A 26,591-nucleotide genomic window follows, 5' to 3' on the forward strand; every position below is an offset into this window, starting at 1 on the left:
GCTCTGAACATGCGTCCACCGGTGCCCGAAACTCTATCAGAAAATGGTACATAGAGAGGGGGCTTTACAGTTGTTGCTTCGTCGATGACTCTCAGCAATCTGGTGTTGATCGCATCGCGTTCCGACAAGACTTCGTCGAGGTCCATACTGCCCATGACCGTGCGGAGGTTCGTCATGGCCAAATTTAGAATTCCACGTTCCAAATTGGTGACTTCGTATGCCGCCTTGGCGGCTTCGACGACTTGGTAAAAGACGATTCCGTTGGCCGTGACCATCGCATTGTCTTTCGTGATCACCTCCTGAGACGGCACGTCGAGCACCGTTTCCATCATGTTCATCTTAGAGCCGATGCGATCTATGACCGGCATGATGGTGTGGAATCCGGGGCGCAATATTCGAGTGAAGCGGCCAAATCGTTCAACGGTGTATTCCGTGCCTTGCGGCACTGCCTTAACCGCCGTCGCGATTAAGACCACCGCAAGGACGACGATCACGATGGCGAATATAGCAAGGCCTGACATCGGAAACTCCTTCTAATCTGAGACATCGATCTTCGTATCGTCTATGTCTGTAACACCAAGAGTCTAAGTATTTCGCTGCGCAAGTATACGATACTGAGGGCGCCAGTGCGTTTGGGCGGGAAGTTCTAGAAATTTTGATATTGTTTCAGATTTCGATCGCGCCAGGTTAGTGGCGGCGGTGGAGGATTCGTCGCCCTGCCGCGCCGGATGCAGGACATAGGTTTTTTCCGACGGGCAACCAATATGCTTCCCGGGCAATCGGAATGGCTTGCCAGTAGTGATGTTGAATTTGCAGTGTTTTGGTTGGTGCCTGAGCTCATTCTATTTGCCAAACGCGACCACGGGAAGCAAGGCTGCCCATAAGAACAAAGCGACCCGGAAAGGCCTTGTCAGAAGGCTATCCGTGGCCAATTCAGTCAGCGTAGCCAATTCAGACAGTGATACCCACTGATGTATGCGCAGTTCGCGATAGCGCTAATTTATGAGTTAGATAAGTGTCGAAGCCTAGCCAAATTGGATAAGCAATCGAAGGCCATCTGCGTGGTGGCTTTCGGAAAAATCTACGGCCGCCCTAATAGGAGCGCGGCAATTCCAGCACACGTTCGGCGATAAAATTGAGGATCATCTCGCGGCTTACCGGCGCGATGCGCGCGATATAGCATTCGCGCAAATAGCGTTCGACGTGAAATTCCCGGGCATAGCCCATGCCGCCGAGAGTGAGAACCGCGCGTTCGCATGCCTTATGCGCCGCATCGGCAGCGAGATATTTGCCGGCATTGGCTTCAGCTCCGCAGGGTTCGCCGGCATCGTAGAGGCGCGCTGCTTTGAAAAGCATCAAATTGGCTGCTTCCAGTTCGGCCCAGGCTTCGGCGAGTGGATGTTGAATCGCCTGATTTTGTCCGATCGGCCGGCCAAAGACATGGCGCTCGCGCGCATATTGTGTGGCTTTGGCCAACGCCACCCGGCCGAGACCAATGGCCTCCGCCCCGATCAAGATGCGTTCCGGATTGAGGCCGTGCAGAATGCAGCGAAAGCCCTGACCCTCTTCGCCAATCATATCCTCGCGCGGGATCTTCAGGCCGTCGATAAAAAGCGCGTTCGAATCGACCGCCTTGCGGCCCATCTTGGCGATCTCGTGGATTTCCACATGCGCCCGGTCAAGATCGGTATAAAACAGCGAGAGGCCATCGGTGCCCTTTTTGCCTGCGTCTCTCGGCGCGGTGCGGGCCAGCAGCATAATCTTGTTGGCGCGCTGGGCGACCGAAGTCCAGTGCTTTTGCCCATGCACCACATAATGGCTGCCGTCCCATTCGGCGCGGGTTTCGATGGCGCCCGTATCGAGGCCCGCGTTAGGCTCGGTGACGCCGAAACAGGTCCGGTCCTCGCCACGGATTAGCGGCGGCAACATGCGCGCCTGCTGCTCCGCGCTGCCGAATTTGACGATCGGATGGGGCCCGAAAATATTTATGTGCACCGATGATGCAGCGGCAAAACCGCCACCGGATTGGGCGATACGGCGCATCATCAGCGCCGCTTCGGTCACGCCGAGGCCGGCACCGCCATGCGCTTCCGGCATCGCGATGCCAAGCCAGCCGCCAGCGGTAATCGCGGCCACGAATTGTTCGGGAAATTCGCCATCGGTGTCGCGCGCCAGCCAATATTCATCGCCGAAATCGGAGCAAATTTTTCCGATCGCCTCATCAAGCGCGGTCTGGTCGGGGTTGAGCGAATCCGTCATGAACACGGACAATACCAGAAGGCGAAGATTTTCTAACCCGTTGGCACCAACAGAATGCAATGCGCACAGCGCGGCGAATTCTGACAGCACACCAAGCCAAGGACGCGGACGCCGCCGCCTGGCGATTGAGGGGGCATTAAAAGAGGCGCGCCCGAGTTAATACGAGGTAAGCCCCCAGGGAGTCATGTGGAGCGGAGGCGACCGCCCGGCGTCTGAGGGAACGCGCAAAGACTCGTTCAAGCGGAACCATCAACCGGAATGCGCAACGCATTCCGGCAAGCGCGACCGCGCGCCCGAGTTAATACGAGGTAAGCCCCCGGGGAGTCATGTGGAGCGGAGGCGACCGCCCGGCGTCTGAGGGGAAAATCAATAGTGATAAGTCAGGTCGAGTTGAACAAAACTGTCTTTGCGGAGAGAGAACTGGCCATCTTGTTGATCCACATTGACAAACCCGGTGCCCTCGATGCCGAGCGTAATATTGTCGCTGAGGCGGCGGTTAGCCTCCAAGAAAAAAGTGCGCGTCGGTTTGTCTAAATCCTGTATGACGCCGAACAGGATATCCGTGCTGGCCTCATCATTGAAGGCCAGACGCAATGCCGCGAAGACATCCTCTTCGGTGACGACGGTGGCGCGTTCGTCGCGTCCGTCATAGAGAAATTCCATCAACATGCCAAGATCGGCATCGCCGCCGAAGACGCCGTACAAAGTGTATTCGAAGCCACCGACCAAGGAGAGATAGTCCGTTTCTAGTTGCGCTGCGTCTCGCTCGCCATCGCGCCAAAAGCTTTCGAACTTGAGTAGCCAGGCGCCCGTGGTGACCTGGGCGTCGAGACTCACCTGGCGCATTTGCTCGTAAAAGGGCACCAGCACCGGCGAGCCCTGGTCGTCAAACCCCAGGCTGAAAGCGGGGTTGCGATTGGTGCCTTCAAACCAGGCGAGGCCGAAATCTAGCGCCCCGATGTTTTTGCCGTAACGCGCGGCAACATCGAGATGGTGCTGTTTGGCCGCGCTTTCGTAGGCCGTCTGATCACCATCGACATGAAGTGCGGGGCGCAGACGGCCTGCGCGTCCCTGAAATGTACGCTTGCGGAAGTATGGTAGGGCGAAGGCCTCGAACGTGCCGTAATCATTGAGCCATGTCAGATGCACCATCGGCTGGCCGAGTTTTTCCTCCTGATCAGGGCTCTCCACCAGATCGGTCTGGTTGATGACATCGACCAAATGACGCGATTCGGCAACGCCCCAAAACACCTTGTCGATGCCGGCGCGCAATTCCCACTCGCTGTCCTCGAATTCACCGAAGAACAGGCCATAGGCCTCGCGAATGTCCCAATGGGTGCGCCGTGCATCGGCGCTGTCGTAGCGAAAAAACGGTTTGAGAACGAGGCCCTCACCGGCCTCGTTCTCGAGATAGGCTTCGGGTTCCGCGACTACTGACAAGCTCTGCTCGCGCTGGCCGCTCTGGATGCTCGATTGCGGGAAGTAGCGCCCTTCGACGGTGAAGCGTCCGGTCACTTCCTGGACGATCGTTTCGGCTCCGGCCGGCGCGGCCAACAAAAGGAAGAGGCCGCCCAGAAGCAAGGCCCGGCCGGGCGACATTAGCGCGCCCGTTTCAAGCTTACTTTGCTGAAATCATTTTCGTCGAGATCGGTGCCGAAGCTGTAGTTCTGCCAGATCAGCCGGGTGCTCTTGCCGGTCAAATGGTTGACCATCTGCATTTCGTCGGCGCGCCAATGTTTATCGAGATATTGCTGATGGCTTGGCACGGTCAAGGTTTTCAGATGCAATTTCTTGCGATCGTAATACTCCACCTTCCAGACTCGGTATTCGTCCTGGTCGACCCAAGATACTTGCCGCGTATAGCCGGAATCTTTATCAATCGGCGCCCGCTCAGACACCCAACACGTCATCTCACCGCACGGCTCATCGCGCAGCCAGCGATAAGTATATTTTTCGATCTCCTGGCTCGTCATATCCTCATAGGCAAATTCGCTGCCCATGAACGAGCCCGCCTTATTGGAAGAAGATATTCGCTTCACGCGCTTTAGCGCCGGCAGAAAAAGCCATTGGTCGTCATCCTCAACCTTGTGCGAATGGGTGAGCATGGCAGTGCCCTTCACATCGCGTGGGCGGTTGAAAACGATCAAGCTTTTGTCGCCGTCGGCTTCGTTTTCGAGCACGCTGATTCTGAGATTGCGTTCACTCTCCTGGCCGCGCTTATTGCGTAGAATCATGGTTTGATCGGCGGTGTAATTGCCGTAGCCCTTATCGCGCGCCTCGGCTTCGAGGGCGATTCTGAGGCCCTTTTCCTCCGGGGTTTCGGCTGCAGCCGGCAAAGCGTTGAGGGTAAGTGCGGCGGCAAAAGCCACGGCTAAGAAGAGAGCGACTGGGCGCCGAGTCATAGGTTTCATGTCTTGCTCCGGTCGAATTTCATCAACAGTGGCGGTAGGAAGAAGAAATCGCATGCCAATGCGAGGACGATTGTCATTGCGGTCAGAATGCCGAGGCTCCAATTCACTTCGAAGCCGGAAGTCGCGAGCACGACAAAGCCCGCTGCGAGCACCGCCGTGGTCGTCCACAGGGCATGCCCCACCGAGCGGAAGGCAAAGCGCACGGCTCCCTGCGGGTCGAGCTTGTGCTCGCGCCGCGCACGCAGATATTTACTTAGGAAGTGAATCGTGTCGTCGACCACGATACCGAAGGTGACCGCCGTCACCACCGACGCGGCGACACCGACGTGACCGATCAGATAGCCCCATAGGCCGAAGCTCATGGCCGCCGGGACGAAATTGGGCAGCAAGCTAAGCAAGCCGATGGGCAAGCTCTTGAGGGCGACAATCAGAATCAGCGAAATGATCGCCATGGCGATCATCGTACCGCGCAGCATGCCTTCGATATTCCGCTTCGAAATAAAGGCGAACATCATCGTCAGGCCGGTGGCTTCTGTGATCATTTCTGCCGGCATGTTGTCCTTCAGCCATTGATTTGCAGCGGCAGCGGAAGCGCGTTGCTCCTTGGCCGACATGTCGCGGCCAATGACGGTCATGCGCGTTGCCGATTTGCCGACATCGATCTGGTCATTCAAGTCACGCCCGAAGGGCAGCGAAAGCTCATACAGCAGGAGATATTGTGCCGCGAGGTCATGCTCCTCCGGAATGCGATAATAGGCTGGGTCGTCGCCATGCATATTCATGTTGAGCCGCTTCATGATGTCGGGAAAGGCCGACACATGAACGATCTTGGGTTGGCCGCGGTACCATTCAGCGAACTGGTCTACGCGCGAGATATACTCGGGATCGTTGATCGCCCCCTGTTCGCCGGCCGGCAATGAAAACTCGAACGCCTCGACGCCGGTCAGATTGTCGATGATGTAGTCCGTGTCGCGGCGGAACTCGTAGCGTTCGTCGAAATATTTTGTCCAATTGTCATTGAGCTCAACCTGCGGCACGCCCGCAGCGAGGCCGATGATAATCGCCGTCATGCCCCATAGGAGCGGCCTACGGCGGCGCACTACGAACTCGCCGACCAGATCGAAGAACGCTTTTTGTCCTTCGCGACGCGGGCGCACGCGGAGCGGCAGGATGTAAATCAATGCCGGCACAAAGGTCAGCGCAAAGACCATTGCGCTGACGACACCGAGCGCCACCAGATTTCCGAGATTATGAAACGGCGGCGCGTCGGAAAAATTCATGCTCAAAAAGCCGATCGCCGTGGTGACGGTGGTGAGAGACACCGGGAAAAAATTAACACGGAGCGATTCCAGGATAGCCTCGCGCTTTTCAAGTCCAGAGCGCATACCGAGCATGACGGTGGAGATGACGTGCACGGAGTGGGCGATCGCCACCGTCATGATGATGGTCGGCGCACCGACATTGCCGCTTGAGAGCACCATACCTGACCAGCCGGCGAAGCCCATCGCCGTGATCGCGGCGAACAAGACCACCAGGAGTGTGGTGATGGTGCCGGTGATCGAACGCAGCAGAAGCGCCATGACGATCATGATCACGATAATGATGATCGGCCCGAGCGTCGACAAATCATCGAAAGTGGCGTCGCCAAAGGCGCGGCTGGTGATGACGCTGCCGGTGACATAGTAATTTAGGTCCGGGTGTTGGGCGCGCGCTTGCGCGACGATGACCTTCACCTGGTCGGATATTTCCGTGACCGCTTCCGCCGATTCGTCTGGCAGTACGAAATTTACTAATACAGCCGTGGTGCGCCCGTCTGCCGCTACCAGCCGGTTGACCAGTTGAATCTCATGAAGCGCGATATCTTCGATGCGGGCCAGGTCTTGCGGGCTCAATTCCGCCGGGTCGGCGACCAGATCCTCGACGATCAACTCGTCCTCATCAGCCCAGGTGTGGGAGAAATTGGTCAGCGAATCGACGCGCGTGGAATAGGGCAGGAGCCAGCCCTTCTCCGTCAGCTCGGCGATCGCGGTGAGCGCATCGGGCGTGAAAATACCGCCGGCGCTCGCTTCCTCCTTGGGTGCCACCGCGATGAGCACGGTGTTGGCTTCCGTGTAGGTCGCCTCCAACGCCTCGAAGGCGATGAGCTGCGGATTGTCTTTACTGAAAAAGATGCGGCTGTCGTTGCTGATTTTGAGATATTGACCGCCGGCGGCCATGACAATGACGAAGAGGACGGTAAGCCCCAGAATGGGCCAGCGCCAGCGCAATACACCGGTGCCGAAACGCTCCAAACGTTTGGCCGATAAGGCTAAATCGGTCAATTTCTTCTCCCCTAAGCCCAGTTTAGTAATTACTGAATGATCTCATCATCATTTATCTAAATTACATCTAGTATAGCAATCGCACCGCTTCAAGAGGCGGCCGGCATTCGCTCACGACTCAACCCATCGACGATCAACGAAACCACGGCGCGCACCTCTTCATCGAAGTTTGTTTCACCGCTCAGCGCCAGCAAAGGCGGATATTCGAAGCGGACAATGGCGTTCAGGACCGCGCGCGCGCTGGCAGCAATATCGGCGATCTCGAAAACGCCGCGTTTGACGCCCTCCCCGAGAATAGAGGCGACAATTTCATGACAGCTGCCGAGATGTTGCTCCACCAGGTCACGCCGTTCCTCGCAGAGGAAATCCACCATTTCTTGAATATGCGGTGTGTTTCGGAGGCTTTCGACGGTGAAACGATTGACGGCCAGGACATACGCTTCGAGTTTTTGCCGCGGACTGAGGCCGGGTTGTGCAATGGCGGCACGGGCGGTTTGATGCAATGCGTCAAACCAGGCGACGCTGACAGCGGCGCCGATATCAGATTTGCTTTCGAAATAGCGGTACAAATTTCCCGCCGACATGCCGCAATCCCCGGCCACTTCCGCCATCGTTGTTTTGCGGTAGCCGTAATGCCGAAAACGTTCGGTCGCCGCTTCCAGGATTTGCGCCTGGGTATCTTCGGCCAGTTCGGCCCCTGCCTTGCTCATAGAAGACCCGGAAATGAATATTGATGATTTCGTTCAATTATAATCCATTGCGGGTGTGACGCAACGGACAATCACCCTTTATCATCCGGATAAAATGTCGCACGAAACTTGGCTCGTGCGGCAAAGCATGAAATATTACGCAAAATAATATGGTCTTTCACTGCGGCGAATTGAGCCGGTTTCAGGCATCGGAGAAATAGAAGATGGTCGAACGGATTGACGCGACGCCGGAATATATGGAAAGCGAACGCATTGGGCGTTTCAGCGAATTGAAATCGAGCGCAAAGGCTTTTATTGACGCGCTGATCCCCGGTTACGAACGCGACCTTTACAATATTATTGGTCGCGGCGTGGTCGAGGATAAGGAACTTGTGCCGCCCATCAAGGACAACCGAGATTTCAACCTCGGCCTGATCAAGGCAGAACCCGGCAAAGGCGCCTCGCCACACATACACGCCACCAATGAAGTGTTTTTCGCGCTGACCGGAAAATGGGGAATCTATTGGCAAAATCAGGATGGGACGGAGCATGAAACCATCCTCCACCAATATGATACGGTTTCAGTGCCGATCGGGCTCAGCCGTGGATTTCGCAACGCTGGCGATGACACCGCATATATGCTGGCGATCGTCGGTGGAACCGATCCGGGCAAGGTGGAGTGGCCTCAGGAAACTGTTGATATGGCACGCGAGCACGGTATCGGCCTGGATGAAAACGGCGATTTGGCGATGCTGAATTCGGCGGCAGACTAACGCGTCCGCGGCTGTCCGCGCCTGAGGTTGGGCAAAAACAAAGGGGAGCAAATGTCCGAGGGCTGGAGCAAGGACCGCATTCTCGAGGAACGGGTGGCGCGCTTCGATAAGCTGGCGCCGACCAGCAAATCTTTTGTCGACACCGTCGTGGATGGTCATCAACGCGATATTTACATGGTCATCGGCAATGGGGTGAACGAAGATTCAGGCCATAAGCCTGCGATTGAAGATCATCGTGATTTCTCTGTCGGCATCATCTCTGCCCAGCATGGTAATGGCGCTTCGCTGCATCTTCACACAACCGTCGAGATGTTCATGCCGCTCGAAGGGCGGTGGGCGATTTACTGGCTCGATCAAAATAATGAGCAACAGGAAGTGATCCTGGAAAAGCATGACGTTATTTCGGTGCCGCCCGGAATTTTTCGTGGCTTTCGCAACGAAAGCGGGGAAAAAGCGCTGCTCTTCGCCATCAACGGAAATACAGACCCAGGCCGCGTCGAGTGGCCGCAAGACTTGCTCGATAGAGCCGCCGCGAAGGGTTATTCGCTCGATGAAAACGGCAATTTGTTGGAAAGTGGAGCAAGCAAATGACAAAACATGTCATCAGTGTTGAAGAATTCGAGCGCACCCGTGTGGCGCGCTTCAATGAGCTTGAGGGCTCGAGCCAACCGATGCTCGATGCCGTCATTCCCGGCCAGGAGCGGGAAATTTACCAGGTCATCGGCAAGGGTGTTAGCGAGGACCCTGACGCAAAAATTCCGATTGTCGACAATGCCGGCTTTAATGTCGCCATCGTCCGCTGCGCGCCGGGCAAGGGCACGCTGCATCACGATCATAAGACCAACGAAGTCTTCACGGCGCTAACTGGAAAATGGAAAATATTTTGGGGCGATGACGAAGACAGCCATTTTGTCATTCTCGAGCCTTTCGACACCGCCTCGGTGCCGCCCAATCTAATGCGCGGTTTCCGCAATGTTGGCGATGAGGAGGGTCTCCTGCTTGGCACCGTCGCGGGCACCGATCCCGGCGGTGTGAAATGGCGCGACGACGTATTGGCCGAAGCTTCGCGGCTCGGCCATCGGCTCGACAAAGACGGTCAGATCATTGAGGCACCGGCCGCTGCCGAATAACGCCTCAGGCGGGTTAACCGTAGCGTCTAAGCTGTGTGCCGTTGTGGCGTAGCCAGGCGCGTTCCGCGCTAGATTCGCCCACCAGTCCGGCGACCTCAGACCAAAAGCGGGCGCTATGGTTCAATTCCCGCAAATGGGCGATTTCGTGCGCCACCACATAGTCGAGCACCGCCGGGGGCGCCAAGATGAGGCGCCAGGAAAAAGATAGCCCGCCCGCCGCCGAGCAACTGCCCCAGCGTGTCGCCGGGTCACGGATGGAGAGGCGGCGGATTGGCCGCTCCACCCGGCGCGCTAGGCGCTCTGCGCGCTCGCCAATTTCGCGCCGCGCCTCAGCAATCAGCCAGCGCCGCACGCGCCGGGCAAATATCTCCTCATCGCCCGGTACCAATAGATCGCCGCCAACGCGGCGCGTGCGCTTGGCGCCGTTCACCGGCCTGGTCAACGTTACTGGTTCCCCCAATAACGGCAGCACGGTGCCGTGGCGAAACGGTATCGCCGGAGGCAACCCTTCTAGCCGGGCTTCGATCCAGTCCGCGCGGGCATGGGCGAATGCGAGGCCGTCGCGTACCGACGCTCGCCGCGGCAACACCAGCTCGACCCCGCCGCTGGATTCGTCGATACGGATCAAAATATGCCGCGCCCGAGCACTACGGCGCAGATTGAGCATGACGACGCTTCCGCCCGGCAGGGCGAGGGAGCGCAAGGGAGTTTCTGGCTGGAGAATCGACATGGCTCAGGTGAGTGTGGCCGGATCGCCTTTTTTTGGCTATAGGCTTGGCGCAATTGGCTGGCGGTGGCGAAACGCTTTATTTGCCGCCCCACCGCATGGTATGAGCCACGACCGCAAAGCATGTTGACAATCTCCTCCCTCACTTACCGCATCGGCGGGCGCCCTCTCCTGGAAGACGCCTCGGCGCGCATTCCGCGTGGCCGACGCATCGGTCTTGTGGGGCCGAATGGTAGCGGCAAAACAACCCTCTTGAGCCTGATTGCCGGCACCATTGAGCCCGATGGCGGAAGCCTGTCGCTGACCCGTGGCGCCCAAGTGGCGAGCGTCGCGCAGGAGGCGCCGGGCGGTACGGCGACGCCTCTGGAAACGGTTCTTGCCGCGCATACCGAGCGCCATGCCCTTCTTGCCGAGGCCGAGACGGCTGTCGATTCGCACCGCATCGCAGAAATCCAGACCCGCCTGCATGATATCGGCGCCCAGGCGGCGCCAGCGCGCGCGGCGTCGATTTTGGCTGGTCTCGGCATTGGAGAGGCGGCGCAGCACGAAGCGACTGAGAATCTCTCCGGCGGCTGGCGCATGCGGGTCGCCCTGGCGGCGGCATTGTTTGCTGAACCGGACCTTCTTTTGCTCGACGAGCCGACCAACCATCTCGACCTTGAAGCGACGATGTGGCTTGAAAATCATTTGCGCGGTTACCCCCGCACTCTTCTGCTGGTTAGCCATGATCGTCACATTCTGAACGCTGTGCCGGATGGCATTCTGCATTTGTCGGGCCGTGCGCTTAGCCTATACCCGGGCGGCTACGACAATTTCGCCCGTGTCCTTGCCGAGCGCCAAGCGGCCGAAGCCTCAAACCAGGCGCGACGGGCGGCGAAACGCACCAAGCTCGAAGGTTTTGTCGCCCGCTTTCGCTACAATGCCAGCAAGGCACGCCAGGCTCAGAGCCGCTTGAAGGCGCTTCAGCGATTGAGCGATGCACCGCCGCCGGTCGAGCGCTCCAGTGTGGAAATCGATTTTCCGGCCCCCGCGGGACTTGCCCCACCGCTCATCACCTTGTTCGGTACGGCGGCGGGATATACGCCGGGCGTGCCAGTCCTCAAGGGTCTCGATCTGCGTCTCGATCCTGATGACCGCATCGCCCTGCTTGGTGCCAACGGCAACGGCAAATCCACGTTCGCCAAACTGCTCGCCGGCGCACTCAAGCCGATGGCGGGCGAAATTCTACGCGCGCCCAAGCTCAGGGTCGGCTATTTCGCGCAACATCAAGTAGATTCCCTGGAAGCTGATGAGAGCGCCTTTCAGCAACTAACGCGGAAGATGTCCAATGCGGCGCCGCACCAGGTGCGCGCCCGCCTGGGCACCTTTGGCTTCAGCCAAGACAAAGCCAACGTGGTGGCGCATAAACTATCCGGCGGCGAGAAGGCGCGCCTCAATCTGGCTTTAATCAGCCACGGCGCGCCGCAAATATTGGTGCTCGATGAGCCCACCAACCATCTCGATTTGGAAACGCGCGATTCTCTGGTGCAGGCGCTGAACGCTTTCCCAGGCGCCGTCATCGTGATCAGCCATGATTGGGATCTGTTGGAATTGACGGTGGAGCGTCTGTGGCTGGTGGCGGACGGAACCGTGCGCCCCTATGACGGCGATCTCGAAGATTATCGGCGCTTTGTTATTGGCCGTAGTGGCGGTAGCGGCGGTGGCGAGAATAGCAAGAGAGCGGTGCGCGACAAATCCGCAAAGGGAAAAATCGTGCGGCAGGACGCGGCGGCCGAGCGGTCTAAGCGCGCACCCCTTAAGCGTGCCGCCGAAAGCGCCGAATATCGTCTCAACCAGGCAACTCGGCAAAAAACCGATATCGAAGCCAAGATGGCAGATAGCACGCTTTATGAAGGCGCGCCCGAGCGCCTCGCCGAGCTCGGCCGCAAATTGAGCGCCGCCGAGCGTACGATCTCCGAGGCTGAGGCCGATTGGCTGCGGGCCGCCGAAGCGCTGGAGGCCCTACAAGCCGAAGATGACTCAGCCTGCGACTAGGACTTCGCGCGCAAATTTGGGATAGATTTCGGCTATGTCGGCGCCTACACCGCCCCGTATGAGTTCCAATGTTTCGGTGGAGGGCGGCGGAGTTTGCGGTACGTTCGCAGGGGCGTCGTACTCAAAGCCAGTATTGTCTCTTATGCTTGCCGCCGTTTCGCCGGCATGAATGCTTTGCAGACGGAAGCATTGCTCGTTGCGCTCGAATGAAAACACGCAGCGTTCCGTCACCAGCGCATAGGGGCCGCCGCGGCGATAGATGCCGGGCGGACTAACCCCGGGGGCAGAGATGAAATCGACCTTCGGCACCAATACGCGGCAGCTATGTTCAGGCCGAAACAGAATCACCCGGGGCACCAGGAAATAGAGGTAGGCCGATCCGTAGGTGCCGGGAAAGCGCACGTCGAGATCGGGATACTCGCCAAGACCGACCAAATTGACATTGGCCGCGCCGTCGATCTGCCCGCCGCCGAGAAAAAAGGCGTCGATGCGCCCCTGTGCGGCGCAATCGAACAGCTCGCGCGCGCCGTCGGTAAAATCGTTGTGACGTAGGCTGGAAAGCACGCTGACTCGCAACCCCTGCTTCGCCTGCGCCCGCGCTAGCAGCGCGGCCGCGCCCGGGATCGGCGAAGACGCGCCGACTGCCACATGGCCGAGGCCGTCCAGCATGCGGGCGATGACGGCGATGAGAAGCTCGGTTTTGCTGTGCTGCGGCGCGCTCATGCAGCGCCAAACTCGGCGAGATAGTCCTCAAAGCCTTCTGGGCTGCGAGCCTTCTTCGCATAGCCCGCGAGATGCATTGCGTCGGGCTCATAATGGCCGGCGAGGCCGAGCGGCCAGGCACCGTTTGGCGCTTCGGCAATCGCCGACACGTAAAGTGCCGGCAATGAGCCGCCGGCCAATGCCTCGTCCTGCATCAAGTCGATATCGCGTATCTCTTCGACCGTCACCAGGGTGCCGCGCGAAGCATGGGCCATCGTCACAAGTTCGCGCCGGCGGCCAATCCAGATATTGCCGTTGCGGTCGGCGAACGGCGCATGAAAAAGCGCGATATCAGGTTTGAGGGCCGGTAGCACGACGATGCGGTCGCCTTGTTCGAAGGGATTTTCGCTCTCTTTCCAATCCTCGCGCACGCGCATGAGATCGCTGCCGATCAAGCCCCGGAGCGGCATGAAAGGCAGGCCTTTTTCGCTCGCCTGCAGCCCGGCGTGAATGGCCGGGCAGGTCGAATCGCGGATGGCGATTTTGCGGCTCTTGAGGGCGGAGGTGAATTGTGGCGCCGCGCCAAGCTCGCCCAGGCTGATCGCCGCCGTCTCAATGATCGCAACACAGCCCGCGCCGATCAACATATCCGCCTGAATGCCGCTTTGCGGCACCGCCAACAGATGAAGATCGCGCGCACCGCGCCGGATCAAGGCGCGCGTCGCCGCCATGGCGACAAATGAATAATCCGGCGGCACCGCAACCATGATGCCGTTCTCGACGCGCGCCGCCAACGCGTCCAGCGTTATTACCGGCACAGTGCTCATAGCCATCGTCGCGCTTTCCTTGCCGGCCGCAACGGCTAGAAATCATCCTCGTCAAAGTGGGCGATGGCCGCCTTACCGGTCATGATACGGAGAAACAGCGAAGCCGATTCCGGCAACAGTTTGTACATGTAAAAGCGCGCCGTCTTGACCTTGTTGGCGTAGTAGCGCGCATCGCCGTTGGCGTCATCGCCTGCCTTCGCCAGTGCCTTTTCGGCCATCATTGCCCACATGTAACCGACCGCTACGAGGCCAAACATTTTCAAATAATCGGTGGCGACCGCGGCCGCTTCTTCGGGATCGCCGAGGCCCTTTTGGGCGATCACCAGCGTCGCTTGCTGCAGCTTGCCAAGCGCCTTGGCGAGCGGCATTACAATTTCCCTTAGTGCCTCGTCGTTCTGGTGCGCCTCAACGAAGGCAGTGGCGGGGTGAAAGAAAAGGCGCAATAGCCTTCCCGTATGCAGGCCAAGTTTGCGCCCGACCAGATCGAGCGCCTGAATGCCGTTGGTGCCTTCATAGAGCTGTGCAATGCGCGCATCGCGTACCAATTGCTCCATGCCATGCTCGGCGATATAGCCGTGTCCGCCATGTACTTGGACCGCCAGATTGGCGCCTTCGAAGCCGCGGTCGGTCAGGAACGCCTTGATGATCGGCGTCATCAGTTGCACCAGCTCATCGGCGTCTCGGCGCGTCTCGGCGTCCGGATGATGGGTCGAGATATCGAGTTTCAGCGCCGTCCAATAAGCGAGCGCGCGCGTGCCTTCATTGTAGGCGCGCACCGTGAGCAGCATATTGCGGACGTCGGGATGGACGATGATGGGATCGGCGGCCTCGGCGCTCTTCGCGCCTTTCGCCAGGCTTTTGCCCGAGCGTCGCTCTTTGGCGTAGGCGGTCGCCGATTGATAGGCGGTCTCGCCGATCGCCAGGCCCTGCATGCCGACGCCGAGGCGAGCGCCGTTCATCATGGTGAACATGCAGCGTAAGCCTTTATGCGCTTCGCCGATGAGATAGCCTTCGGCCTCGTCGAAATTGATTACACAGGTGGCCGAGCCGTGAATGCCCATCTTCTTCTCGATCGAGCCGCAGGAGACGCCGTTGCGCGGGCCGAGTTCGGCGCTGGCGCCGCTGCCTTTGACATTGAATTTCGGCACCAAAAAGAGCGAGATGCCGCGCACGCCCTCCGGTGCATCGGGCAATTTGGCCAACACCAGATGGATAATGTTATCGACCAGATCATGTTCGCCGGCGGATATGAACATCTTGCTGCCGCTGATGCTGTACGCGCCACCGCCGGTCGGCGCCGCCTTGGTACGGATGAGGCCAAGATCGGTGCCGCAATGGCTTTCGGTCAGGCACATGGTGCCGCTCCACGAGCCGTCCGTCAGATGCGGCAGGTAAGTGTCTTTGATCGTCTCGCTACCATGGCGTTCGATCAGCGCTGCAGCGCCGCGTGACAGCAACGGATAGACACCGAACGCGATGTTGGTCGAGCACACCATCTCTTCGATGACGAAATTCATCAGCGCCGGCAGCCCCTGGCCACCATATTTGGGATCGGATGAAATCGACTGCCAACCGGCGCCGACAAAATCGTCATAAGCCTGTTTGAATCCGGTTGGCGTGCGCACCACGCCGTTCTCATAGGTGCAGCCTTCTTCGTCGCCGACACGGTTAAGCGGCAGCAGCTTGTCTTCGCAGAATTTGGCGCCTTCTTCGAGAATCGCGTCGATGGTCTCCGGCGTCGCTTCTTCGAAGCCGGGCAGCCGGCTCAATTGTTCGGAATCCAACATTTCGTGGAGGACGAAGCGCATGTCGCGTAAGGGCGCTTTATAAATTTGCATATCTCTAGCTCCTGGCCACTTAGTTTCGAAGCGGCTTGCCGGTTTCCAACATGTGCTCCATGCGGGCGAGGGTCAGTGGGTTTCTGGCGAGGGTTGTCAGCGCCTGCCGTTCCAGGGCAGAGAGATCGTCTTCGCTCACTGCGTCGGTGGTGTCTGTTTTGCCGCCGGTGAGCACGAGCCCGAGCTGATCGACCACAGTAAGATCGTGCGGTGTGGCCTTGCGCGTCTTGGCCAGGCCGCGCACTGCCATCATCAGCGCGACGCGGGCAGATTTGCCGGGCAGCTTAATCTCCTTCGGCTCTGGCGCGTGGTAATCCACCGCGAGCACCAGCGCGCGCGCCTTGGCGTCTGCCAACAGGCGGTCGCGATTGAAGGTTATATTGTCGCCGTCGCGGAGATAGCCATATTCGAACGCCTGCGCCGCCGAGCGTGAGACCTTGGCGAGACCAATGGTCTGGAACAGCCTGGAAATCGTCGGCATGGCGCCGCCGCCTAAAATGCCGCCGCGTTTGTCGGTAAGACCACGCACCAGCATCTCCTTGCAGCCGCCCCAGCCTGGAATGAGACCGACGCCGACTTCGACCAGGCCGATATAGGTTTCAGCATGGGCCTGCACAGCGTCGCAATGAAGCAGGCTCTCGCAGCCGCCGCCCAAGGCCATGCCGGACGGCGCGCCGATCACCGGAAAGGGCGCAAATTTGAGCGCCTTGAAGGCGTCTTGGCCCTGTTTGACCATATCCTCCATCATCGGCCAGGCGGCGAGATTGATGGCAAAGAGTGCCAGACCCAGATTAACCCCGACGGAATAGTTACTGCCCTCGTTGTGCAGCACCAAGGCTTTGAAATCCTTGCTCACCGTCTCGATGGATTTGCCGATCATGCCGAGGATTTCTGGGTCGATGGCGTTCATCTTGCTGTGAAACTCGAGGCAGGCAACGCCGTCGCCGATATTCCAGAGACTGGCAGAGCCGTTGCGCAGGATCGGTTTGCCAGCGCGCTTCACGTCGCTCAGCAGCAGCACACCAGGTGGTCGCTCGACCTTCACATAGGCGCCGTCGGCCGCGAGATATTGCAAGCGCCCCTGATCGACGCGGTAGAAACCGCCGTTCTCGGCGGCAAGACGCACCAACTCCGGGACCGCGCGGCCTTCCGCTGCCAGGCGCTCGGCGAACCACTCGGCGCCGATTTTGTCGATCAACTCGAATGGCCCATTCTTCCACGCATAGCCGAGCTTCATGGCATCGTCGATAGAGATCACCGTATCGGCGATTTCGGGAATTAGATCCGCCGCGTAGACGAGCGTGGATGACATCACCTGCCAGGCGAAGGCGCTGGCAGCATCGCCATGTTCGAACAAAGCGCGCGGAGAACTGCCGGCGGCGCGCACGCTGTCCGGCGTCTGGCGGAGCGCCGCCGAATAAATCCCCGTGGTGAGGTCGATGACCTCTTTCACCGGCTTGCCGCTGTCTTTGTTGAGGCGGTAGAAGCCGCCATTGCCCTTGCGCCCAATCGCGCCCTCCGCGATCATTTTCAACATCAGCTCGGGTTCGCCGTAGAGTGTGCGGTAGGCGTCGTTCTCCGGCACGGCGTCGTAAAGGCTCTTGCTCACCAGCGGCATCAAATCAATGCCGACCAGATCCATCAGGCCGAATATTCCGGTTTTCGGGATGCCGATGGCGCGGCCGATCGCGGCGTCGGCTTGTTCGACAGTAACGCCGCTTTTGAAGGCTTCGACCACCGCCGCCTGAATCCAAAAAGTACCAATGCGGTTGGCGATGAACCCGGGCGTGTCTTTGCAGTCGACCACGCCCTTGCCGAGCTTATGGTCGGCGAATTCGCTGACGGTGGCGACCGCCTCGCTGCGGGTTTTCTCGCCTCTGACGATCTCCAAAAGGCGCATATAGCGCGGCGGATTGAAGAAATGCGTAATGAGAAAATCGCGCTGGAAGCTTTCGTCCATGCCGTTCATCAGGTCGGCGCAAGGTATCGTCGAGGTATTGGACGAGACGATGCTGCTGGCTTTGCGCACGCTATCGATCTGGCGGTAGATCGTCTGCTTGACGTCGAGTTTCTCGATCACCGCTTCGACGATCCAGTCGGCTTCTGCGAGGAGGGCGAGGTCGTCCTCGATATTGCCACAGGTGATGCGTTTGGCGTTGCGCTTTTCCATAAACGGCGCGGGCTCGGTCTTCAGCATGCGCTCGACCGCGTTTAGCGCGAGTTCGCTGCGCTTCTTCGCGCCTGCTGGCACGATATCAAGAAGAATCACATCGACGCCGGCATTAGCAACATGGGCGGCGATGCCGCCGCCCATCAGCCCGGCGCCGATCACCGCAACTTTATTGATCGCCATCAGGCCGCCTCAAGTATGGTGGAAATGCCCTGGCCACCGCCAATGCATTGCGTGGCGAGCGCATATTGCTTGCCCTCACGCTGCAATAGCTGCGCCGCCTTGCCGGTGATGCGCGCCCCCGTTGCACCGAGCGGATGACCGAGCGCAATTGCGCCGCCGTCTAAATTCATTTTGTCAAGATCGAAGGAAAGCTCGCGCACGCAGGCCAGCGCCTGTACGGCGAACGCCTCGTTCAATTCGATCACATCGATATCAGCCATGCCGATACCGGCACGCTGGAGCGCCTTGACGGTAGAGACCACCGGGCCGTAGCCCATGATTTCCGGTTGGCAGCCAGCCACGGCAATGCTCTTGATCTTGGCCAGCACATCCAACTTGTTGGCCGCGGCATAATCCTCGGTGCAAACCAGCACTGCTGAAGCGCCGTCGGTCAGCGGTGAGGAAGTACCGGCGGTTACCGTGCCGTCGGCGTCAAAAGCGGGCTCCAGGTTGGCTAGCGCCTCGGCGCTGGTGCCTGGGCGAATGCAGCCATCCTGGTCGATGGTCTCGCCGTTGCACTCGATTGCGACGATCTCGCCGGCGAGGCGTCCCTCCGCACGCGCGGCAGCAGCTTTGGCGTGGCTGGAAACGGCGAGCGCTTCCTGTTCGTCACGCGGAATTTGGTATTTCTGCGCGAGATTTTCCGCAGTCTCGCCCATCGCCATATAGGCGCCCTCGTTGCGCTCATAAAGATCGGCGTTGGGCATCGGGTTGTAGCCACCCATCGGCACGCGCGACATGGATTCGACGCCAGCGCAAATGAAAGCCTCTCCGGCATTCATTTGGATCGCGCCCGCGGCGATGTGAATAGATTGCATCGACGAGCCGCAGAACCTGTTGACCGTGACGCCGGCGACGGAAACAGGTAAATCCGCGAGCAGGCTGACGATGCGCGCCACATTGAAGCCTTGTTCGCCTTCGGGAAAGGCGCAGCCCATGATCAGGTCTTCGATGCCGGCGGGATCGACGCCACTGCTCTCGATCAGCCCGCGCACCACATCGGCGGCCAGATCGTCAGGCCGTTTTTTCACCAATTGGCCCTTATGGGCGAAGTGGAAAGGCGATCTTTTGTATCCTGCGATGACAACGGGTTTCATGTTCTAGACCTCGCTAAATTTGCGGTGGTGGCGGCATCAGTATCACGCCGGTGGGTTGGATTGCGATTCATGAAGACGCCGCCGCGTTTCGTTTGGCGGCCTCTTCTGCGACCAGTTCTTTTTTGGAAAGTTTGCCGATCAGAGTTTTCGGCAACTCGTCGCGGAATTCGATTTGCTTGGGCATTTCGATCAACGAGAGCTTGTCCTTCAGAAAGTCGGTCAGGTCCTTAGCATTCAGCGACTGTCCAGCGCGCAGTTTCACGAACGCTTTGACGGTTTGCTGACGGTACGAATCCTCGATGCCCGCCACGGTGACCTCTTCGACCGCAGGATGACGGTAAATCGCTTCTTCGACATGGCGCGGATAGATATTGTAGCCGCCGGAAAGAATGATTTCCTTCAGTCGGTCAATTAAATAGGTATAGCCGTCTTCGTCCATATAGCCGACATCGCCGGTATGGAAGCGGCCGTCCAACAGCGCGGTCGCGCTTTCTTCCTCGCGGTTCCAATAGCCGCGCATCACCTGTGGACCGGTAAGGCAAATTTCACCGGTTTCGCCTTGCGCCAGGACGCGTGATGGATTTTCGATATCGGTAATCTCGACCACCGTGCCCGGCGCCGGCAAACCGAGCGAACCGGGCCGCGACTCACCGGTCGAGGGATTGCACAACGCGACTGGTGACGTCTCGCTCAGGCCGTAGCCCTCAAGCAAGGTGCAGCCCGAGAGAGCCTCGAATTTTTCCTGCACCTCGCGCGGCAATGTATCGCCGCCGGCCAGGCAATAGCGCATTGAGGTGAGATCGAACTTGCCCGCTGCCACACCCGGATGATTGTTGATGGCGATATAAATCGTCGGCACCGCGGGGAAGAAGGTAGGGCGCTTTTTGTGGATGACTTTGAGCGCCGCCTCTAATTCGAAGCGCGGCAACAGAATCATCTTGGCGCCGGCATGGACGCTGAAGTTCATCACCACCGTCATGGCGAAGACATGGAACAACGGCAACACGCCCATCATCACTTCTTCGCCGAATTTGGTTTCCGGAAAGAAATAAGTCGCCTGCTGGACGTTGGCGGTGAGATTGGCGTGGGTGAGCATGGCGCCCTTGGGCCGCCCGGTGGTGCCGCCGGTATATTGCAGGACTGCGATATCCGTTATCGGGTCTATGTCGACCGGCTCGGGGAGCCCATCATTGGCACATAGAGCTTTGAACGATAGAAAGCGCGCGTCCGCTGGCAGCGGCACGATATTCTTACGCCGCAGCAGTCGGTAGAGCAGGCTCTTTGGAAACGGCAGCTGTTCGGCCATTGACGTGAGCACAATTTTTCTTAGCCGGACACCGCCCAGCATTTTCGCTGCCTTATCGTAAATCAGCGGCATATCGAGAGTGATCAGGATATCGCATCCAGAATCTTCGATCTGAAAGCGAATTTCCTCTTCGGCGTAGAGCGGGTTGAAATTGACCACGGTGCCACCGGCGGTCAGTACTGCGTAATAGGAGATCACCATCGCCGGGCAGTTGGGCAGCATCAAGCCAACACGGTCTCCTTTGACGATCCCTTGGCTCTGCAAGCCCTTGGCGGCACGCTTCACCAATTTTGCAACCTCGGCAAAACTATAAATTCGATCCATGAAATCTATGGCCGGACGGGAGGCGTACTTCTTCGCCGCGTTTTCCATCAGCGCCGGCAGAGCATGTGGCGTCAGCGGCGCGCTCCAATCAAGATCGGCGGGATAGGATTTTTCCCAGATATAAGGCTGATTCGATTCGGTCATAGCCAAATTCCATAACGCCAAACGGCGCGCTTTTCACGCCGCAGAATGCCGCTCAGGTGAATAGTGAATATTCTGATCAATATTCACTCAAAGCCGACCAAGGATCAAGCAATTTTGCCGTTTTGCAGGGGCCGGCGCAACGATTCCCCAGCGCCGGGCGTCCTTAGCCTTTAGACTCTCTTGGGGTATTTGGTCTCGACATAATCTTCGACGATGGTCCGAAATGCATCCGCGATGCCCTCGCCGCGCAGCGTCACGGTCTTTTTCCCGTCGATAAAGACCGGTGCCGCCGGTGCCTCGCCGGTTCCGGGCAGGCTGATGCCGATATCGGCATGTTTGCTTTCACCGGGACCGTTTACGATGCATCCCATGACGGCGAGCTTCATATCTTCCACGCCGATATGGGTTTCTCGCCATTCCGGCATGCGGGCACGGACATGGCTCTGGATTTTTTCCGCCAAATCCTGAAATACCGTACTTGTCGTGCGCCCACAGCCCGGACAGGCGGTCACGAGCGGCGTGAAGGCGCGTAATCCCATGGTTTGCAGGATTTCTTGCGCCACTATCACTTCTTGTGAGCGGTCGCCGCCGGGCGGGGGGGTGAGCGAGATGCGGATGGTATCGCCAATGCCTTGTTGCAAGAGTATGCCGAGCGCTGCGGTCGAGGCGACGATGCCTTTCGACCCCATGCCGGCTTCGGTCAAGCCGAGATGAAGGGCGTAATCGGAGCGCGCCGCCAGATCACCATAGACCGCAACCAGATCCTGCACCTGGCTGACCTTGCAGGAAATCACGATGCGGTCGCGGCCGAGGCCTATTTCCTCGGCCAAAGCGGCACTTCTCAGCGCTGATTCCACCAGCGCCGCGCGCATGACCTCCTGCGACTCGCGCGGTTCATCGAGCGCGGCGTTGTGGTCCATCAATTCAGCTAAAAGCTCCTGATCGAGGCTACCCCAATTGACGCCGATTCGCACCGGCCGGTCATATTCGAGTGCTACCTCGATCATCGTTTGGAACTGGCGGTCGCGTTTTTCACGAAAGCCGACATTGCCAGGATTGATGCGGTATTTTGCCAACGCTTCGGCGCAGGCCGGATGCTCGCGCAGCAACTTATGGCCGTTATAGTGGAAATCGCCAATCAGTGGCACGCCGCAATCCATGGCGTCGAGGCGCTCGCGAATATGCGGCACCGCGGCCGCCGCCGCAGGCGTGTTCACGGTAATGCGCACAAGCTCCGAGCCGGCCTCGGCCAACGACCGCACTTGTGCCGCCGTGCCTTCGGCGTCTTCGGTGTCGGTATTGGTCATGCTTTGCACGAGGACAGGCGCGCCACCGCCGATCTGGTGCGGCCCGACAGACACGCCGACGCTGGTATGGCGTGGCGCCTGGAGAATACCGGAATTCATGCCGTGCCGCTTTCGCTAGCCGAGTACTTTCTTCCTGGCGCGGTGCAGGAAATCGATCGTCGAGGCGATCGTCTTTTCCGGGCACTCCACCAGATCGGCATGGCCGATATCCTCGTAAACGATGAGTTCACAGCCTGGAACATTGTCCGCTACCCATAGTGCCCCGGCGCCCGAGGCGCCGGTTTCCATGGGCGTCAACATATCCTTTTTCGCCGTGATGACGAGAGTTGGGTTTTTGATTTTTTTACAGTCCTCGCGCAAATCCATGTTTTCCATGGCGAGGCAGGCCTGCACTACAGTATCGACCGAGTTGAGACCGACGATGGTGCGCACCATCTCGACAATTGCCGGACCGTTGGGGCCATCGAGATAATCCGCGCCGACCGCTTGGGTCAGAACATGGTCGGCGAACTCCGTCGAGCAACCCCAGGAGCGTGCCATGTGGCGCCAGGTGCGGAACATGATCTTGCGCATCTCATCGCATTTGGCGAACGCGCAATCGCTCACCACACCGATACATTTTTCCGGGTATTTGGCGGCGAATTTAAGTGCGATCATGCCGCCGGCGGAGGTGCCCATGACATGAGCGCGGGGAATATCGAGTTTGTCCAATAATGCCGCGAGATCGTCCGCCCAGAGCTCCACATCATAAGATTGCAGCGGACGGTCTGTCTGGCCGTAGCCGCGTTGGTCATAGCTGATGAGTTTGAAATGCTCGGCCAAACCCTCCCACACCATGCCGAAGTTCTGGCGCCCGAACAGCGATCCGCCGATTAGCGCAAGCGGCTCGCCGTCGCCCATATATTCGTAAAAAATATTAATTCCGTTGGCTTCGACTTTCGGCATTTTCTTGCTTCCCCATTGACGGTCTGCATGTAGCGCGCGCTTCGGCGCGGCGATTCAAGCCTATTATGACGCTCGATATCGAGGAGGTCGATGGGGAGTTTTGGGGCTCCCATCGCCGCGCTGACCGGGAAACTACGCCGCTCGGTTTGTATTACGCTGTGGGCGCTGTGTATTGCGGCGGCGTTGACCCTGACGCTGCTTACGTTCGGGGCCGCGTTTGACTGTAACGGCGGCATTTTGGATTTCCGCCGCGTGGAACGGATGATCTGCGAAGATCGGCAAGCTTTGACGGATCGTCTTCTCGATGTCGCGCAAATAGGCGCGCTCTTCAGAATCGCAAAACGAGATGGCGATGCCGCCGGCGCCGGCACGGGCCGTGCGGCCGATGCGATGCACATAGCTTTCTGGTTCGTTGGGCAGGTCGAAATTGATGACATGGGTCACATCTTCAACATCGATACCGCGCGCCGCGATGTCGGTCGCCACCAGCGCCCGGATGCGCCCGGTACAAAAGCTCTGAAGCGCCCGTTGACGCGCGTTTTGCGCCTTGTTGCCATGGATGGCGTCGGCTTTGATGCCGCCCTGGTGCAAATGCCGGGCGACGCGGTCGGCGCCATGTTTAGTGCGAGTGAAAATAAGCACCCGCCGGATGGTTTCATCCTTCAGCAGTTCGCTCAGGAGTGCGCGCTTTTTGTCCTTTTGAACAAATAGCACGCGTTGCTCGACCTTTTCGACGGTGGTGGCCGCCGGCGTAATCTCGACCCGCACAGGATCGCGCAGCAGGCCACCGGCAAGACTTTCGATCGATTTCGGCATGGTCGCCGAGAACAACAATGTCTGGCGCTTTGCCGGAAGCGCCGCGGAGATCTTCTTGACGTCGGGAATGAATCCCATATCGAGCATGCGGTCGGCTTCGTCGAGAATAAACGTCTCCACGCCGTCGAGGCGCACATGGCGCTGGTTCATCAGATCGAGAAGACGTCCTGGCGTCGCGACCAGCACGTGAACGCCCTGGTTCAACGCTTGGATTTGCGCCCGAATTGAAGTCCCGCCAAAAACCACAGTCGTGCGCAAGCGCAAATGGCGACCGTAAGTTCTGAAGCTGTCATTGATCTGGTTAGCCAATTCACGCGTCGGCGCCAGAATCAGCGCATGCGGCTGTCCGCGCCGGGCCGGGCCCGCATTTTCCGCCAGACGGTGTAGGATCGGCAGCGCAAAGGCGGCCGTCTTGCCGGTGCCGGTCTGAGCTACCCCGAGCAGGTCGCGCCCTTTGAGGAGCGCCGGGATGGATTTGAGTTGGATGGGAGTGGGGGTCGTGTAGCCTTCGTCAGAAATCGCGCGAAGGATAGGCTGGGCCAGTTCAAGGCCCGCAAAGTCGGTCATGTATGTGATGTCTTTCTAAATATTGTCACTGTGACGCGCCGCCCCGAATGCGGAACGGTGCGCGTGCAAGCAGAATGCAAGCAAAGTCGGCTCGCCGTGCGTAAGGCTGTAAGTTGCCGCCTGACGCAATGGCCGGCCTAACGAAACGCCTACATATGTCGGAGAAAAATCTGGCCGGCTGAATTACTTCAGGGTCGGCGGTCGATCGATATTCGACCTTCAAAGGAGTGTCGCTGAAGTGGCATATGCGTCTTCTAGACACAAAAGTCAAGGAAATTTGTCTGGCGGTCCAGGTTCTTAGTGCCGCACTGCCTGCTCTGAGATGGCGGCAAAGATAATATCGAGCTCGCCAGCGATGTCGTTAAGCGCGGCATTTCCATAGGGCGCGAACATCGCCGACGGCGTGCGATAAGTGAGGGTCGCCGTGCCGTCGCCGTCGTCCGTGACGTAGAAGCGCAGCGGCGCTTCGATGCCGACCTCAATACTCGCCGACAACATGCGCACAGCGAAATCATTGCGGAACACGCCGATTACCATATTGCCCGCGATATCGACGCCGCGCTGCTTGGCGCCGGCGCTAGCGCTGGCCCTTGAGACCGCGTTCATGCCGTTGTCCTTGATCGCGCCGTTCAGCGCCGTCACCAATTCGGCGAAGGGTTTTTCGCTTGGCAGGCTGCGGGTGCCCGGGTGGGGCCATTCGGCTGCAGCAGGCAGCGGCGCGAGAAAGAGAAGTATAACAGCCAAGGCGGTCCAGCGTTTCGAACTTCGTAGCATCGTTTCCCCTATTCTTGAGCTTTCTGCGTTGGCGCCGGATTATAGAGTTCGAGAACCATTCGTGGGGTAACAGCCGAGTGAACAAATGACAAAAAGTTTTGTCAGCGATGCGCGTCAGGCCGGCGAAACGCTGGTGCGGCTCGCTGAAGTCGACGCGGCAAGCCTGCCATTGTTGGCGGCGGACGAATTGCCTGCGCTGTTATCGGCTGCCGTGGCTCTTCCGTTTCGTACCGTGCGAAATGAAATTGGCTCAGGCGCAGCGCTGGTGCGTCAGGATTTCGACATCTGCATGGCGCCACCCAAGCCTGGCGCGTTGTGGGATTTAGCCGCGCGCCTCGAGGCGTATCTTGCCCATGCACTCGGCGCCGTGCGCCAGCCGCTCCTCACCGGGCCGCTCCGCCTGAATGATTTGGTGGCGCAACGCTACCCCCCCGGCTCGTTGGGTATCACCGCGCATCGCGATCACGCGCGTTACACCGGTCTGGTCGGCCTGATCCTGCTTTCAGGCAACGGCCGTTTCTTTGTCTGTGAGACGCGCTCGGGAAAGGGCGCGCGCGAAATTCTGTGGCGGCCGGGTGAGCTTCTTTTGATGCGCGCGCCGGGTTTTGCGGGGCGCGACGATCGTCCGTTTCACTATCTCAGCGATATCACGTCGCAGCGCTACAGCCTTGGTCTGCGCCACGACACGCAGCCAGGCTAAGCTTCGATGCGCCGCCGCTGCTCTGATGCGAGGGTATACCATTCGGTATCAGCCTCACTGCCGTTTTCCCATACCAGCGCGGCGAAGTTTCCGGCGCGCTCGAGTGCCGTCAGCGGGTGGTGCCAAGTGCCGGGGTTGTAGTTAATGCCTTGGCCCGAGCCGACGATGAAGGCATCGAGCCGCGACATGTCGGGTCCGCCATCTGCTGCGTCTGGGCATACCAAGACAATGTAGCTAGACGCCTCGAGCGGAAAAAACGCCTGGCTCGAATGCGGATGGCGTTCCATGACCTCCAAATCGAGCGGCAGAGATTTCGCCTCGGCGTGCGCCAGCAGCAAATTGGGCGCCGCGTCGGTGCGCCCATTGAAGAGTTCTGCTTGGAAGTCATAGCGCCCCGGCGTTTCGGGAACGTCGAGCAACTGGCCATAGGGCGCAAAAGAGTCGTTATCGATGGGCCGTGCGGTTACGATTTTCATGACCTTAGTATATAGAGCGAAGAGGCGTAAAG

The 26,591-nt window shown here is 59.0% G+C and carries 23 protein-coding genes; 5 read left to right on the plus strand and 18 right to left on the minus strand.

Translation table 11 applies throughout. The features are described 5' to 3' along the window. From O3A94_00005 to O3A94_00030, 6 genes are all read right to left on the minus strand, one after another. Nucleotides 1-521, minus strand: a 521-nt coding sequence (locus tag O3A94_00005) for a paraslipin (protein ID MDA1354631.1), incomplete at its 3' end; no start/stop codon positions are given. 571 nt (nucleotides 522-1,092) lie between these two features. Next, the gene (locus tag O3A94_00010; GenBank protein ID MDA1354632.1) at nucleotides 1,093-2,259 is read right to left on the minus strand and encodes an acyl-CoA/acyl-ACP dehydrogenase; all 1,167 of its coding nucleotides are present in this window, start codon (nucleotides 2,257-2,259) and stop codon (nucleotides 1,093-1,095) included. Nucleotides 2,260-2,625: 366 nt separating this feature from the next. After that, nucleotides 2,626-3,858 carry a hypothetical protein gene (locus O3A94_00015; GenBank protein ID MDA1354633.1) on the minus strand — a complete coding sequence of 411 codons (1,233 nt, stop codon included), beginning with the start codon at nucleotides 3,856-3,858 and terminating at the stop codon, nucleotides 2,626-2,628. Continuing rightward, nucleotides 3,858-4,661, minus strand: a complete 804-nt coding sequence (locus tag O3A94_00020) for an outer membrane lipoprotein-sorting protein (protein MDA1354634.1) — start codon at nucleotides 4,659-4,661, stop codon at nucleotides 3,858-3,860. The genes O3A94_00015 and O3A94_00020 overlap by 1 nt, the downstream gene beginning before the upstream one ends. Nucleotides 4,662-4,666: 5 nt before the next feature. Then, nucleotides 4,667-6,991 (minus strand): MMPL family transporter, encoded by a 2,325-nt coding sequence (locus tag O3A94_00025; protein ID MDA1354635.1) that lies wholly within the window; start codon nucleotides 6,989-6,991, stop codon nucleotides 4,667-4,669. An 89-nt stretch (nucleotides 6,992-7,080) separates the two neighbouring features. Further along, a complete protein-coding gene (locus tag O3A94_00030) occupies nucleotides 7,081-7,701 on the minus strand; it encodes a TetR/AcrR family transcriptional regulator (GenBank protein ID MDA1354636.1) in 621 nt (206 codons plus the stop codon). 203 nt (nucleotides 7,702-7,904) lie between these two features. Between O3A94_00030 and O3A94_00035 the strand changes: the two genes are divergently transcribed. The 3 genes from O3A94_00035 to O3A94_00045 are packed head-to-tail and all read left to right on the plus strand — an operon-like array spanning nucleotide 7,905 to nucleotide 9,583. Beyond that, nucleotides 7,905-8,453, plus strand: a complete 549-nt coding sequence (locus tag O3A94_00035; GenBank protein ID MDA1354637.1) for a cupin domain-containing protein — start codon at nucleotides 7,905-7,907, stop codon at nucleotides 8,451-8,453. 51 nt (nucleotides 8,454-8,504) lie between these two features. Continuing rightward, nucleotides 8,505-9,044, plus strand: coding sequence for a cupin domain-containing protein (locus tag O3A94_00040; protein ID MDA1354638.1), 540 nt, complete (start codon nucleotides 8,505-8,507; stop codon nucleotides 9,042-9,044). After that, on the plus strand, nucleotides 9,041-9,583 hold the full coding sequence (locus O3A94_00045) for a cupin domain-containing protein (protein ID MDA1354639.1): 543 nt from the start codon (nucleotides 9,041-9,043) through the stop codon (nucleotides 9,581-9,583). The genes O3A94_00040 and O3A94_00045 overlap by 4 nt, the downstream gene beginning before the upstream one ends. Before the next feature lie 13 nt (nucleotides 9,584-9,596). Here the strand turns inward: O3A94_00045 and O3A94_00050 are convergent, their stop codons facing one another. Then, entirely contained in the window at nucleotides 9,597-10,313 is a 717-nt protein-coding gene (locus O3A94_00050) for a SprT family zinc-dependent metalloprotease (protein ID MDA1354640.1), read from the minus strand. A gap of 120 nt (nucleotides 10,314-10,433) precedes the next feature. Here O3A94_00050 and O3A94_00055 point away from each other — a divergent pair, with 120 nt between their 5' ends. Continuing rightward, complete coding sequence (locus O3A94_00055; protein MDA1354641.1) at nucleotides 10,434-12,344, plus strand: ABC-F family ATP-binding cassette domain-containing protein; 1,911 nt, start codon at nucleotides 10,434-10,436, stop codon at nucleotides 12,342-12,344. On the opposite strand, the gene O3A94_00060 is transcribed toward O3A94_00055, so the two are convergent. The 10 genes from O3A94_00060 to O3A94_00105 all read right to left on the minus strand — a co-directional run bounded on the left by O3A94_00060 (nucleotide 12,330) and on the right by O3A94_00105 (nucleotide 25,383). Beyond that, nucleotides 12,330-13,067, minus strand: coding sequence for a CoA synthetase (locus O3A94_00060; protein MDA1354642.1), 738 nt, complete (start codon nucleotides 13,065-13,067; stop codon nucleotides 12,330-12,332). The genes O3A94_00055 and O3A94_00060 overlap by 15 nt on opposite strands. Further along, a complete protein-coding gene (locus O3A94_00065) occupies nucleotides 13,064-13,879 on the minus strand; it encodes a CoA synthetase (protein ID MDA1354643.1) in 816 nt (271 codons plus the stop codon). Before O3A94_00065 ends, O3A94_00060 begins: the two co-directional genes overlap by 4 nt. Before the next feature lie 29 nt (nucleotides 13,880-13,908). Then, entirely contained in the window at nucleotides 13,909-15,711 is a 1,803-nt protein-coding gene (locus tag O3A94_00070) for an acyl-CoA dehydrogenase C-terminal domain-containing protein (protein ID MDA1354644.1), read from the minus strand. Nucleotides 15,712-15,730: 19 nt separating this feature from the next. Further along, the gene (locus O3A94_00075) at nucleotides 15,731-18,064 is read right to left on the minus strand and encodes a 3-hydroxyacyl-CoA dehydrogenase/enoyl-CoA hydratase family protein (GenBank protein MDA1354645.1); all 2,334 of its coding nucleotides are present in this window, start codon (nucleotides 18,062-18,064) and stop codon (nucleotides 15,731-15,733) included. Beyond that, nucleotides 18,064-19,200, minus strand: a complete 1,137-nt coding sequence (locus O3A94_00080; GenBank protein MDA1354646.1) for a thiolase family protein — start codon at nucleotides 19,198-19,200, stop codon at nucleotides 18,064-18,066. Before O3A94_00080 ends, O3A94_00075 begins: the two co-directional genes overlap by 1 nt. A 67-nt stretch (nucleotides 19,201-19,267) precedes the next feature. Continuing rightward, nucleotides 19,268-20,974, minus strand: coding sequence for a long-chain fatty acid--CoA ligase (locus O3A94_00085; protein ID MDA1354647.1), 1,707 nt, complete (start codon nucleotides 20,972-20,974; stop codon nucleotides 19,268-19,270). Nucleotides 20,975-21,144: 170 nt separating this feature from the next. After that, complete coding sequence (ispG, locus tag O3A94_00090; protein MDA1354648.1) at nucleotides 21,145-22,380, minus strand: flavodoxin-dependent (E)-4-hydroxy-3-methylbut-2-enyl-diphosphate synthase; 1,236 nt, start codon at nucleotides 22,378-22,380, stop codon at nucleotides 21,145-21,147. 15 nt (nucleotides 22,381-22,395) lie between these two features. After that, entirely contained in the window at nucleotides 22,396-23,226 is an 831-nt protein-coding gene (locus O3A94_00095; GenBank protein MDA1354649.1) for an alpha/beta hydrolase, read from the minus strand. Between the two features lie 132 nt (nucleotides 23,227-23,358). Further along, on the minus strand, nucleotides 23,359-24,609 hold the full coding sequence (locus O3A94_00100) for a DEAD/DEAH box helicase (protein MDA1354650.1): 1,251 nt from the start codon (nucleotides 24,607-24,609) through the stop codon (nucleotides 23,359-23,361). Between the two features lie 297 nt (nucleotides 24,610-24,906). Continuing rightward, the gene (locus O3A94_00105; GenBank protein MDA1354651.1) at nucleotides 24,907-25,383 is read right to left on the minus strand and encodes a DUF302 domain-containing protein; all 477 of its coding nucleotides are present in this window, start codon (nucleotides 25,381-25,383) and stop codon (nucleotides 24,907-24,909) included. An 85-nt stretch (nucleotides 25,384-25,468) separates the two neighbouring features. On the opposite strand from O3A94_00105, the gene O3A94_00110 reads away from it, so the two are divergent. Continuing rightward, nucleotides 25,469-26,083: a hypothetical protein gene (locus tag O3A94_00110; protein MDA1354652.1), complete on the plus strand. Its 615-nt coding sequence runs from the start codon at nucleotides 25,469-25,471 to the stop codon at nucleotides 26,081-26,083. Here O3A94_00110 and O3A94_00115 read toward each other — a convergent pair. Then, nucleotides 26,080-26,559: an ureidoglycolate lyase gene (locus O3A94_00115; GenBank protein MDA1354653.1), complete on the minus strand. Its 480-nt coding sequence runs from the start codon at nucleotides 26,557-26,559 to the stop codon at nucleotides 26,080-26,082. The genes O3A94_00110 and O3A94_00115 overlap by 4 nt on opposite strands. Nucleotides 26,560-26,591: the final 32 nt, after the last annotated feature.

Source organism: Pseudomonadota bacterium (assembly GCA_027624955.1).
GTDB lineage: Bacteria > Pseudomonadota > Alphaproteobacteria > UBA828 > UBA828 > PTKB01.